Origin of the sequence: Methanofollis ethanolicus, assembly GCF_001571385.1 — an archaeon.
In the GTDB taxonomy this organism is placed as follows: domain Archaea; phylum Halobacteriota; class Methanomicrobia; order Methanomicrobiales; family Methanofollaceae; genus Methanofollis; species Methanofollis ethanolicus.
Map to the genome: position 1 here is coordinate 1,880,049 of NZ_BCNW01000001.1, position 11,286 is coordinate 1,891,334.

General features: G+C 62.9%; 12 protein-coding genes. 9 read left to right on the forward strand and 3 right to left on the reverse strand.

Going from position 1 to position 11,286, the window contains the following annotated elements; all coding sequences use genetic code 11:
* Positions 1-50: 50 nt before the first annotated feature.
* Genes MEFOE_RS09250 through MEFOE_RS09260 form a run of 3 tightly spaced genes read right to left on the reverse strand, consistent with a single transcriptional unit; the run spans position 51 to position 2,835 of the window.
* Entirely contained in the window at positions 51-812 is a 762-nt protein-coding gene (locus MEFOE_RS09250; RefSeq protein ID WP_067051390.1) for an ABC transporter ATP-binding protein, read from the reverse strand.
* Positions 809-1,621, reverse strand: coding sequence for an ABC transporter permease (locus MEFOE_RS09255; protein ID WP_067051392.1), 813 nt, complete (start codon positions 1,619-1,621; stop codon positions 809-811). Before MEFOE_RS09255 ends, MEFOE_RS09250 begins: the two co-directional genes overlap by 4 nt.
* Positions 1,621-2,835, reverse strand: a complete 1,215-nt coding sequence (locus MEFOE_RS09260; RefSeq protein ID WP_067051395.1) for an ABC transporter substrate-binding protein — start codon at positions 2,833-2,835, stop codon at positions 1,621-1,623. Before MEFOE_RS09260 ends, MEFOE_RS09255 begins: the two co-directional genes overlap by 1 nt.
* A 188-nt stretch (positions 2,836-3,023) precedes the next feature.
* Between MEFOE_RS09260 and MEFOE_RS09265 the strand changes: the two genes are divergently transcribed.
* From MEFOE_RS09265 to MEFOE_RS09305, 9 genes are all read left to right on the forward strand, one after another.
* A complete protein-coding gene (locus MEFOE_RS09265; protein WP_067053164.1) occupies positions 3,024-3,557 on the forward strand; it encodes a helix-turn-helix domain-containing protein in 534 nt (177 codons plus the stop codon).
* 688 nt (positions 3,558-4,245) lie between these two features.
* A complete protein-coding gene (argH, locus tag MEFOE_RS09270; RefSeq protein WP_067051397.1) occupies positions 4,246-5,730 on the forward strand; it encodes an argininosuccinate lyase in 1,485 nt (494 codons plus the stop codon).
* Entirely contained in the window at positions 5,723-6,964 is a 1,242-nt protein-coding gene (gene gatD / locus MEFOE_RS09275; protein WP_067051399.1) for a Glu-tRNA(Gln) amidotransferase subunit GatD, read from the forward strand. The genes argH and gatD overlap by 8 nt, the downstream gene beginning before the upstream one ends.
* Entirely contained in the window at positions 6,954-8,777 is a 1,824-nt protein-coding gene (gatE, locus tag MEFOE_RS09280; protein WP_067051402.1) for a Glu-tRNA(Gln) amidotransferase subunit GatE, read from the forward strand. Before gatD ends, gatE begins: the two co-directional genes overlap by 11 nt.
* A 48-nt stretch (positions 8,778-8,825) precedes the next feature.
* Positions 8,826-9,134 carry a DUF5350 family protein gene (locus MEFOE_RS09285; protein WP_067051404.1) on the forward strand — a complete coding sequence of 103 codons (309 nt, stop codon included), beginning with the start codon at positions 8,826-8,828 and terminating at the stop codon, positions 9,132-9,134.
* Between the two features lie 54 nt (positions 9,135-9,188).
* The gene (locus tag MEFOE_RS09290) at positions 9,189-9,545 is read left to right on the forward strand and encodes a hypothetical protein (RefSeq protein ID WP_067051407.1); all 357 of its coding nucleotides are present in this window, start codon (positions 9,189-9,191) and stop codon (positions 9,543-9,545) included.
* Positions 9,532-10,059 carry a nitroreductase family protein gene (locus MEFOE_RS09295; RefSeq protein ID WP_067051409.1) on the forward strand — a complete coding sequence of 176 codons (528 nt, stop codon included), beginning with the start codon at positions 9,532-9,534 and terminating at the stop codon, positions 10,057-10,059. Before MEFOE_RS09290 ends, MEFOE_RS09295 begins: the two co-directional genes overlap by 14 nt.
* A gap of 4 nt (positions 10,060-10,063) precedes the next feature.
* Positions 10,064-10,402: a DUF555 domain-containing protein gene (locus tag MEFOE_RS09300; RefSeq protein WP_067051411.1), complete on the forward strand. Its 339-nt coding sequence runs from the start codon at positions 10,064-10,066 to the stop codon at positions 10,400-10,402.
* Positions 10,399-11,286: a carbohydrate kinase family protein gene (locus MEFOE_RS09305; protein WP_067051414.1), complete on the forward strand. Its 888-nt coding sequence runs from the start codon at positions 10,399-10,401 to the stop codon at positions 11,284-11,286. Before MEFOE_RS09300 ends, MEFOE_RS09305 begins: the two co-directional genes overlap by 4 nt.

Below are 11,286 nucleotides of genomic sequence, written 5' to 3' on the forward strand. Positions count from 1 at the left end.
CCTCGCCGTAAGTTAGTGCTTTATAACATGGTTATTTTGCTTAATAAAGGTTACTGGGAGGCTTCTTCGCCTCCCTGGATCAGGGAGAGGACGTACCTCCTCACCTGCGCGAACTCGACACTGGTGCGGTCACGCGGCCGCGGCACCGTAATGGGGATGACCTCCTGCACGCGGGAAGGCCGTGGGGAGAGGACGACAACCCTGTCGGAGAGATAGACGGCCTCGTCGACGCTGTGCGTCACGAAGATCACCGTCTTTCCGGTCTTTTCCCAGATCTCAAGAAGTTCTCTCTGCATCGTGTTTCTGGTCTGGGCGTCCAGGGCCCCGAAAGGCTCGTCCATGAGGAGCACCTGGGGCTCGACGCAGAGCGCCCGCGCGACGGCCACGCGCTGGCGCATGCCGCCGGAGAGTTCGTAGGGGTGGCTGTGCTCGAAATCTTCGAGGCCCACAAGGGCAAGGTATTTTTTTGCCTGCACATACCTCTCCTCTTTCCCGACGCCCTGCACCTCAAGCCCGAAGGCGATGTTGTCGAGGACCGTGCGCCAGGGATAAAGCGAGTACTCCTGAAAGATCATCGCCATCTCGGGTGTCGGCCCGGCGATCTCCTTCTCGTTGACCGCCGCCCGGCCGCCTGTCGGGTTGTCGAGCCCCGCGATGATCCGCAGGAGCGTCGTCTTTCCGCAGCCGGAGGGGCCGAGGATGCAGATGAACTCGCCGTCCTTCACGTCGAGGGAGATGTCGCCGAGTGCGGTGACTTCCTCTCCCATCTCGTTGGTGAAGACCTTTGAGACATGCTCGATGGAGAGGCTCATCTGACCATCCCCCTCCACCTGAACTCTCTGTTTTCAATGGCCCTGAAAAGCCCGTCGATGCCGAGGCCGATCAGGCCGATAACGATCATGCCCGCGATGATCACCTGGGACTGGCCCCAGTTGTAGGCGTACATGATGAGGTACCCGAGACCTGAGGTCGTTCCGGGGAGCATCTCGGCTGCAACGACACACATCCACGCGATCCCGAAGCCGACCCGGAGGCCGGTCCAGATCGTGGGCAGGGACGCCGGAAAGATGACCTTCCTGAGGATCTGGGCCTGGCTCGCACCAAAGGTGTACGCCGACTCGACCCAGGTCCTGTTCACCGACTTGACCCCGTCAACTGTGTTGAGCAGGACGGGGAAGACCGCACCGATGAAGATGATGAAGGTCATCGAGACGAGCCCGGTCTTGAACCATGCAAGGGCGAGCGGGATCCACGCAAGCGGCGGGATCGGGCGGAAGATCTGGATTGTCGGGTCGAGGAAGGTCTCGGCCCCTCTCCAGTAGCCCATCACGATGCCGATCGGGATGCCGACGGCCGCCGCAAGGCCGAAGCCCAGGAGGACGCGCTCAATGGAGAGGAGCGCGTTGTCGATGAGGCTCCCGCTGCCCAGGATGTCAACGGTTGGGGCGGTGAGGATGGCGAGCACCGACTCCACCCGCGGCAGGATGAACTCGCTGTCGATAAGAATCGCTGCAATCTCCCAGCCGATGATGAGTAAAATGGGAAGGACGGCCCCGAGGGCCCTCCTCCCAAGAAACACTGTTCCTGTACGTTTTCTCTTCGCCGATTCCGTTGTCTTCATCAGACTTCTTTCACCACCAGTCCGCTGTCTTTCAGGGCGAACTTGAGCATGACATCCTGGATGGAGCCCTTCAGCGGGGCCGCAATCTTCAGGGGTTTGCCTTCGGCAGCTCTCGTCTTCGCCCATTCAGCGAAGGTCGGCCAGTCGTTAACCGGTGCGGATGCAGCGACGACAAGTCCGGATCCCTCAGTATTAACGGGTTGGACGATCTTAATAGGTGTTCCTTTGTCGATGGCGCTGATCGCCGGCGGAGCGCCGACCCAGGCCATCTGGATATTGTCCGTCGCGGCAAGTTGCATCAGGGCCGGACCGGCGGCGCCGGAGACGAGAGTGACGTCGGCGACCTTCTCACCATTGATGATCAGCTCGAGGTTCTCGGGCCGGGTCTGGCTCGAGTCCTTCGGCTTCAGGGCGATGCCGTAGGTCTGGTCGAAGTACTCCCACTTCTTGATCGCGACGAAGAGCGAGGCGTGGTGGTCTGACATCAGGTAGCCGATGCCGAAGGGCTTGTCGAGCTTTGCCGGGGTGGCAATCATTCCTGCATCAAGCATCGCCTTTGCGTCGGTGTACGGCCGGGTGTTGAAGAGCAGGGCCTTCTGTTCTTCAGGGGTGGCGTTCTTCAACGAGCCGGTGAGGTAGCCGAGGTCCGACTGGGCGTCGACGAAGAGCATGACGCCGTCCTGCCACTGTGCGGAGGGCTCGCTCGTGAACTTGATGGTCGGGATCGCCTGTTCGAGGACGTCGACAGAGTTCACCGAGACGTCGCCGTAGGTGAAGTTGCCCTTGCCGACGAGCCAGTCGGCAACGATCTCGGCGGACTCGTTCTGGTGCTCGTTCACGTACTGGTTGCCCAGGATGCCGAGGGCGCTGATGGCGTTGACGACGTCCTTGTGGTCCGCAGTGAAGTCGTCACGGGCGGCGATCACGCAGCAGGAGTGGTCCTTCCACATCCCCGCGGGGGGGAGATCCTGCGAGTACGAGGCGACCTTGCCGATGCCGCTCAAGGGGGCGACCTCTACGATGGGTTGCCAGGCGATGTATCCGTCGATCTCGCCGGTGGAGAGGAGCATCGGCATCGGGCCGACGCCCTGGGTGTAGGTAATGCCGACCTCCGCTCCTTCAGTCGTCGGCGTCTCCTCGGAGACGCATCCGGTTGCCAGAAGAATAACCGCAAGCCCTAGAAGTAGGGTTGCGGCAAGCATCTTTTTTGCCATGAGCGTACTGGTGGCCCCGAGGATATTTATAAGTCATTATCCTGCCTGTTTCCCCTGTACGATGAGGAAAAAATAGGCGCCCCATTACCCTGTTGTCATGTGAAACTCCACCCCTGTCCCCTCCCACAGGGCAGGATATGTGGACAGGAGAAAACATTCTTCGTCCTGGTTTGCACAGATGGATGTACATGATCCAGGCAGACCCCATCGACCGCCTCCTCAAGGCGGCCCTTATATCGGATGACGAGTTCACGACGACCCTCAACCACATCCTGAAGACCGACCTGCGGATCAGCGTGCGCGAACTCTCGGAGAGGAGCGGGATCGCCCAGAGCACTCTGTACAAGATCCTCACCGGCAAGAGGTCGCCGACCCTCCCGACCCTCCGGGCGATCGCCAATGCCGTGAGGTCTTTCTCCCAGCCGTCGGGCGAGGCTTTCATCGGCCTCATCGCCGCCCGCTATGTCCTTGAGTCCATCCAGGAGAGGACTGTCACGATCGACGGTCAACCGATCCGCGTCCGCGAGTACCCGGTCCACACCTTCGAGGACACCCTCATCGCCGCGGTGCGTGCCGAGCGCGAGGGCGCGCTCGCCGTCGTCTGCGCCCCTATCGCATCGTCCACCATCGAGCACCTGGTCCGCATCCCGGTGACGACGATCATCCCGAAAGACAGCGTCCAGCGTGCCATCGAAACGGCGGCGCGGAAGGCGTGGATGTGAAAGGGTAAGGTGTCGTTCGCGCAGGAGCACGCGGGGGACATGTGAAGGAAGGCAGTTGATCAGTGCCACGCGCCGGGGACTACCCTCGAAAAACTACGTTTTTCTCATGCTCGCTGACGCTCGTTCCCCCCGGTACAGGATAGGGGGAGGATGGCAATCTTCCTCATGCTCCCTGTTCTGTCTTCCCCGACTCTATCCTATTGATCGGGGGTCCGGGGGCAACGAGAAAGCCACCAGGCTTTCGAGTAGTCCCCCGGTCTCGATTGTGGGGAAGGCGGTTGATCGGTGCTCCGAGCCGGGGGACTACGCCCCCGGACCCCTGCTCAGGATAGGGGGTAGAGGGCAATCTCTCTCAATGTTCCTGCTCTGTCTTCCCCGGCCCTGTCCTAAGATCGGGGGACGACCGGAGGGAGTCGAGAAGATCGAATCTTCGCTGTCTGGGGGCAACGAGAAGACGAAGACCTTCGAGGTCCGAACGAAGTGAGCATGAGAAAATCATAGATTTTTGAGTAGTCCCCCGGTCTCGATTGAGGGGAAGGTAGTTGATCAGATCTCCCCCAAACCACCGCGGGCAACACATCCCATCCCTCCACAAGGCCCGCCTCCTGCCATCCTCCCCCGCCCCTTTCTCCGCCTCGTCCAGTCGTCCCCACAGATTCATTTCATCGAAAACCCCACCATCTATACAATGCAACGCGATCTGGTGCGGCGGGGCCGACTCAGTGACGACCGCCCGGAAGAGGTGATGCACTTCCTCTCCTCCATGACGGCCGATCACTGGATCGCCGATATGGACGTGCTGGTGGACATGGCCCACCTTCTGATGCTCAGGAAACAGGGTATCATCGACAGCGAGGCGGCACATGCGCTGATGGGCGCCCTCCTTGGCTTTTACCGGGACGGCATCCCGGCCGAGGCCTATGACGAACGTTTCGAGGACATCCACGCAGGCAAGGAGGCCATGCTCATCGCCCGCGTCGGCGAGGAGTTCGGGGGACGCCTCCACATGGCCAGGTCACGGAACGACGAGGTGGCGACCTGCATCAGGATGCGCCTGCGCCGGGAACTCGTCGCCCTGATGGAGGAGACATGCACGCTGCGGGGCGTCCTGCTGGAGACGGCGGGCGCGCACCTCTCCACCATCATGCCTGGCTTCACCCACCTCCAGCACGCACAACCGACGACCCTTGCCCACCACCTGCTCGCCTACGAGCAGGCACTCTCCCGCGATTTCGCCCGTTTCGCCGACGCATATGTGCGGCTGAACGAGTGCCCCCTCGGTTCGGCCGCCTTCGCCTCGACAGGTTTCCCGGTCGACCGGGAGTACACGGCAAGCCTCCTCGGCTTCGACCGCCCGATGGGCAACTCCATGGACGCCGTCTCGGCGCGGGACTTCGCCCTCGAAGCCCTCTCGGCCTGTGCGGCGATGACCGCGACGACAAGCCGCCTCTGCGAGGAGATGGCCATCTGGAGCACCGCTTTTGTCAGGTTCGTCACCCTCGCCGACGGTTACTCCTCAACGAGTTCGATCATGCCCCAGAAGAAGAACCCGGACACCGCCGAGATCATGCGTGCAAAGACCGGGACCGTGGCGGGGGCGCTCGTCTCGGCCCTCACCATCACGAAGGGCCTGCCCATGAGTTACAACCGCGACCTCCAGGAACTCACCCCCCACCTCTGGCGGGGCGTCGAGGCGGCAGAGGAGTGTCTTGTCGTGCTCGCCGGGCTGATCAGGACCGCCACCTTCAACACCGACCGGATGGCCGAAGAGGCAGGGAAGGGCTTCTCGACCGCGACCGAACTCGCCGACGTCATGGTGCGGGAGTTCGGCCTCCCCTTCAGGACGGCGCACTCCATCGTCGGCAGGGCCGTGAAGATGGGCGCCCTCGACCTCGACACCCTGGAGGCGGCGGCACAGGAGGTGGCAGGCCTCTCCCTGCGGACGCGCGGCCTCACCACAGGTCGGATCGCGTCGGCCCTCGACCCGGCTATCTCCGTCGCCGAGCGCGGGGCCATCGGCGGCCCGGCGCCGGCAGAGACCGGGCGGGCCTGTACCGAGAGGAAGGAAAAACGTGCGGCCGACATGGCCCTCGTCTCTTCCCGCAGGGAGGCCGAGAATACGGCAGTCACACGGCTGATTGCAGAAGCAGAGAGGCTGGCAGAGCATGAGTGAAACATTCGCGACCGGCGACCTCGTCGCCGCGTCCTGCCGGGGCCACCCGGTGGAAGGGACCTATATCACGGACCGCGACGGCATGGCGGTCATCAAACTGAAGAGCGGATACAACATCGGCGTGGAGATGGCGACCTGCAGCCGCGTGAAGGCGGCCGGGGCACCGGCGGTCCCGGCAGCGCCCGCCGTCACGCAGGACGACACCCTCCCCGAACTTGCGATCATCTCCACAGGCGGGACGATTGCAAGCAAGATCGACTACCGGACTGGCGCCGTGACCAGCCAGTTCACCGCGGACGACATCCTGCGCGCGATCCCCGGCCTCTCCTCCCTTGCCCGGTACCGCTCCGAGGTGCTCGCCACCATCCTCTCCGAGAACATGACCCCCCGCATCTGGCAGGACCTGGCGCGGGCTATCCACGCGGCGATCAAGGACGGCGCCGAGGGCGTGATCGTCACCCACGGCACAGACACGATGGCCTACTCGGCCTCCGCCGTCTCGTACATGCTCGACACCCCGGTACCCGTGGTCTTTGTCGGTTCCCAGCGCTCTGCCGACCGCCCGAGCAGCGACAACATCATGAACGGCCTCTGCGCCGCGGCGGCCGCACGGAGCGACCTCGGCGAGGTCGCGGTGGCGATGCACGCCACCACCAACGACGACGCCTGCGCGATCCACAGGGCGACGCGGGTGCGGAAGATGCACACCTCCCGGAGGGACGCCTTCCAGAGCCTGGACATGGCCCCGCTCGGGAGCGTGGCATACCCGTCCCTTGCCGTCACCCTCTCCGACGAGGCGGTGCGGCGGCGGGAGACCGAACCCGTGCTGAAGGACCGCCTCGAAGAGCACTGCGGCCTCCTCTCTTTCTATCCGGGCATGGCCCCTGAGATGGTCCGGGCGTACGAGGGCTACAAGGGCCTCGTCGTCGCCGGCACCGGCCTCGGCCATGTCTCCACCGCCTGCATCGAAGCGCTGAAAGACCTCGTCGACGCCGGGACGATGGTCGTGATGACCTCGCAGTGCCTTAACGGCCGGGTCTGCGACCGGGTCTACGACACCGGCCGCGACCTCCTGGCCGCGGGCGTGATCGAGGGCGAGGACATGCTCCCCGAGGCCGCCCTCACCAAGATGATGTGGGTGCTCGGGAACGAAACTGACCCGGAGAAAGCAGGGACGATGATGACGACCGATCTGAAAGGCGAGATCAGGAGGAGGTCAGACCATGGATTTTGAAGCCCTCGGCCTCAAGGCCGGCATCGAGATCCACCAGCAACTCGACACTGCGGAGAAACTCTTCTGCCGCTGTCCAACGACTCTCAGAAAGACCGAGGAACACACAGGCGAACTCTTCCGGTACCTCCACGCGACCGTCTCCGAGATGGGCGAGATCGACCGTGCTGCGGCCGAGGAGATGATGGATCGACGGCAGTTCCACTACCTCACCTACCCGACCACCTGTCTCGTGGAGAACGACGAGGAACCGCCGGCACCGATGAACAGGGAGGCCCTCGGCATCGCCCTCCAGGTGGCGAAGACCTTCTCGATGCACCCGGTCGAGCAGGTGCACACCATGAGAAAACTCGTCATCGACGGCTCGAACACGAGCGGTTTCCAGAGGACGGCCCTCGTCGCCATGGGCGGCGACCTCCCGAACGGCGGGGCCGTCGAGACGATCTGCCTGGAGGAGGAGGCGGCCCAGCGCGTTGAAGGGGACACCTTCTCCCTCGACCGCCTCGGCATCCCTCTCGTCGAGATCACCACCTCGCCCTGCATGTACACCCCCGAGGACGTGCAGACGACGGCCGAGTACATCGGCATGGTCCTCCGCTCCACCGGGAAGGTGAAGAGGGGCCTTGGCACCATCAGGCAGGACATCAATGTCTCGATCGCGGCCGGCGCACGGGTCGAGATCAAGGGCGTGCAGGAACTCGACCTCATCGCCGAGGTCGTCCGCCGCGAGGCGCAGAGGCAGACAGAGTTGCTCGCGATCCGCGACGAACTCCGCACCCGCCACGCCTCCGTCGGCGAGGAGACCTATGACGTCACCGCCCTCTTTAGAGAGACGAAGTCCTCGATCCTGAAAAAGGCGAAAATGATCAGGGCCTTCGTCCTCCCCGGCTTTGCGGGCCTGGTAGGCCGGGAGATCCAGCCCGGCCGCAGACTCGGTTCCGAGATCTCCGACTACGTGAAGAAGTGCGGCCTTGGCGGCATCTTCCACACCGACGAACTGCCGGCCTATGGCGTGACCGCGGAGGAGGTGGCCCGCCTGCGCGAGCACCTCGGCGTCGCGGACGAGGACGCGATCATCCTGGTCTCAGGCTCGAAGGAGAAGACCGCCTGCGGCGTCAAGCAGGCGCGGCACCGCGCCCGCCTCGCCTTCGAGGGGATCCCCGAGGAGACGAGGAAGATGCTCGAAGAGGGGAGCACAGCATACATGCGTCCCCTCCCCGGCGCCGCACGGATGTACCCGGAGACCGACGTCTTCCCGGTGGTGATCACCGACGCCATCTGGGAAGAGATCCAGGTGCCAGAACTCCTCTCCGACCTGGCACGGCGCTTCGAGAGAGACCTCGACCCGGCCGTCGCCAGGCAGGTCGCCTACTCGGAAAGCCTGCCCCTCTTCAGGGCGGCGATCAGGGCCGGTATCAAACCGAACCTGGCCGCGCGGACGATCCTGGCCACCCTCAAGGAACTGGGACGCGATGGCGTCGCCGTCGAAAAGGTCTCAAACGACGACGTGCTCGCCGTCCTCCTCGCCGTGGAAAAAGATACGGTCGCCAAGGAGGCGATCCCGGAGATCCTCACCGAGATCGCAGCAGGGACGCCCATGGCAACGGTGATAGAGAGCCACGCCGGCGGCATATCAGACGAAGAACTCGCCGCGATCGCCAGGAAGGTCGTCGCAGACAGGATCGATTTCGTCACCGAGAAGGGCATGCGTGCCCTCGGTCCGTTGATGGGACTTGTCATGGACGAGGCCCGCGGCAAAGTCGACGGAAAGAAGGTGAGCGAGGTACTCAGGTCCGAGATTTCGCGGGTGATCTGAGCAACATCTTTAAACCACCGGCTGAGTAAATATATAGGGAGTTCGATTATGGGAAAAACAGGAACCACCACCTGGGCACAGGTGAAGAATGTCTCAGGCAAGATCCGCCTGGTCAGAGCAAAAGAGGCGACTTTCAAGAAGCCGGGACCGAACCAGCGCTTTAAGGCGGCAGCAGCACTCAGGAAGATCGTCGCTCAGGCAGAACGCCAGCAGGGACGCGGCCGGGGAGGCCCGCGTGGCGGTCGTGGCGGCAGGGGCGGTGCCCGTGGACAGCCGAAAGTTGCCGACCCCAAGATCCGCAGGCGCATGGCGCGTGCAAAGGTCTCGGCACTGGGCGTGAAGCAGAAGTCGAGATAATCAGCGGGATCACCTCCCGAATCATCTTTTATATCTCCGGCATCCATTCATTGTATGGATCCAAAGACTGCTGTTTTGAACTATCAGTACGGCGAAAGAGCGAAATCGGAACTGATTCTCGCTTCAAAACTTATCGCCGGCCTGACCGGATTTTCCGAGATCGAGAAGGCAGGTGGAAAGAAGATGGTGCTCCTCATGCTCGAGGGGATCAGGTCGGAGATCGAGTTCGCCCGCGAGAGCACGCACCATGCATCTTTCCCGAAGGCCATCGAGGCCCTGAATGCAACGATATCAATGGTCGAGGGCGGGAACCTCGACGAAGCGATCCCGAAGGTCGCAGAGGCAGTCTCTGCCGCCACAACCGTTGCTCAGGAGTCCTGGGAGGCGCTCGCCGCACATGGACTCCTCTGAATTCCTCGCGTTCCTTGAGTCCCGCCAGTCGGTGAGGGAGTACGGGGACGAAGCCGTCACCGAAGAGGAGATATCCTCCATCCTGAAGGCCGCGTCAGCGGCGCCGAGCGCCGGGAACATGGAGGCATGGGACGTCATCGTCGTCAGGTCAGAGGACCAGCGCGAAGCCCTTGCCGAAGCGGCATTCGGCCAGGAGCATATCGAAAAAGCACCGGTCACTCTTGTGATCTGCGCCAACTATGTCAGATCGATGTCCCGCTACGGGGAGCGGGGCATTCTTTATGCTCTTGAGGACGCAACCATTGCCTGTACATTCATGATGCTCGCGGCGCACGCCCTCCGCCTCCAGTCCTGCTGGACCGGGGCGTTTGATGACGATGCGGTGCGGGAAGTGCTGAACATGCCGGCCCATATCCGCCCCATCTCGCTCCTTGCAGTCGGGAAAGGTGCAGTCCCTGCCGCACGGACAGAAAGGATGCCGGTCGGCGAGCACGTGCACACAGAGACCTGGTAATATCATGACCGATTATTGCGTTACACTTGAATCTGCATGGGTCATCAAGGACGTCAAGTCCCTTGACGACGCCATCGGCATAGCGATCAGCGAGGCAGGAAAACGTCTCAACCCCTCGGCAAAGTTTGTCGAGGTCGAAGCAGGATCGATCCAGTGCCCGTTCTGCGAAGAAGACCTGAACTGCGCGCTTGTCGTGGCCAACACGGCTCTTGTGGGCCTTACCCTTGAAATGAAGGTCTTCAACGCCGAGTCCACCGAACACGCAACACGGATTGCGAAGTCGGTCATCGGCAGGGCACTGGGTACGGTGCCGCTCAAAGTGACGGATGTGCAGGAGTCATGATCAGCGTCGTCGGCCATACAGCAATCGACCACATCTGCCGGGTACCCCGTTTTCCCGAGAAACATACCTCCACCTACACCCTTGACCACCGGATCTTCTTTGGCGGCGGGGCGGCAAACATCGCGGCGGGTATCGCCACTCTCGGCGAACGGTGCACCCTGGTGAGCGCGGTCGGGTCTGATTTTCCGGGAAGCGCGTACGAGAGGCGGATGGAGGAACTCGGCATTGAACGCCGGTTCTTCTTTGTCCCTGACAGGCCGACGGCGACAGCCTTCATGTTCAACGACCTTGCCGGCGACCAGATCACCTACTTCGACTGGGGGGCGTCGGCGGTCTTTGCCGAGGCCGATGCCCCGGCGCTTGAGTTCGTGCATATGGCGACGGCCGACCCGTCTTTCAATGTCAGGGTCGCGGAAAAGAGCGAGTTTGCGTCCTTCGACCCGGGCCAGGACATCCTGAAGTACTCCCGGGAGCAGTTCGAGACGATCCTCGACAATATCAACATCCTCTTTGCGAACAGGCACGAGGCGGCGACGATGGCCGAGGTGCTCGGGACAAGCGTCTCCGACCTGGCAAAGAGAGTGGAGATCGCGGTCATCACGATGGACGCCGAGGGGTGCATGCTCTGCGTCCGCGGCGAAAAGCAGATGGTCCCCGCGATCCGGGTGGAGATGGCCGACCCCACAGGGGCCGGCGACGCCTTCAGGGCGGGTTTCCTCTCCGCGTACCAGCGGGGCTACGCACCCCTCCGCTGCTGCACGATCGGGACGACGGCAGCGTCGTTCGTCGTCGAGCAGGTCGGGTGCCAGACCAATCTCCCGACCTGGGAGAGAATGGCAGGGCGGCACGCGCAGTACTTCGGACCCATCGAAAAGGAGGCATAA

Excerpts from the sequence above, each read along its gene's own strand:
- MEFOE_RS09295 (WP_067051409.1), top strand. The coding sequence starts at position 9,532 with ATGGACTCCTCTGAATTCCTCGCGTTCCTTGAGTCCCGCCAGTCGGTG.
- MEFOE_RS09260 (WP_067051395.1), bottom strand. The coding sequence starts at position 2,835 with ATGGCAAAAAAGATGCTTGCCGCAACCCTACTTCTAGGGCTTGCGGTT.
- MEFOE_RS09255 (WP_067051392.1), bottom strand. The coding sequence starts at position 1,621 with ATGAAGACAACGGAATCGGCGAAGAGAAAACGTACAGGAACAGTGTTT.
- MEFOE_RS09265 (WP_067053164.1), top strand. The coding sequence starts at position 3,024 with ATGATCCAGGCAGACCCCATCGACCGCCTCCTCAAGGCGGCCCTTATA.
- MEFOE_RS09300 (WP_067051411.1), top strand. The coding sequence starts at position 10,064 with ATGACCGATTATTGCGTTACACTTGAATCTGCATGGGTCATCAAGGAC.
- MEFOE_RS09250 (WP_067051390.1), bottom strand. The coding sequence starts at position 812 with ATGAGCCTCTCCATCGAGCATGTCTCAAAGGTCTTCACCAACGAGATG.
- gatD (WP_067051399.1), top strand. The coding sequence starts at position 5,723 with ATGAGTGAAACATTCGCGACCGGCGACCTCGTCGCCGCGTCCTGCCGG.
- gatE (WP_067051402.1), top strand. The coding sequence starts at position 6,954 with ATGGATTTTGAAGCCCTCGGCCTCAAGGCCGGCATCGAGATCCACCAG.
- MEFOE_RS09285 (WP_067051404.1), top strand. The coding sequence starts at position 8,826 with ATGGGAAAAACAGGAACCACCACCTGGGCACAGGTGAAGAATGTCTCA.
- MEFOE_RS09305 (WP_067051414.1), top strand. The coding sequence starts at position 10,399 with ATGATCAGCGTCGTCGGCCATACAGCAATCGACCACATCTGCCGGGTA.
- argH (WP_067051397.1), top strand. The coding sequence starts at position 4,246 with ATGCAACGCGATCTGGTGCGGCGGGGCCGACTCAGTGACGACCGCCCG.
- MEFOE_RS09290 (WP_067051407.1), top strand. The coding sequence starts at position 9,189 with ATGGATCCAAAGACTGCTGTTTTGAACTATCAGTACGGCGAAAGAGCG.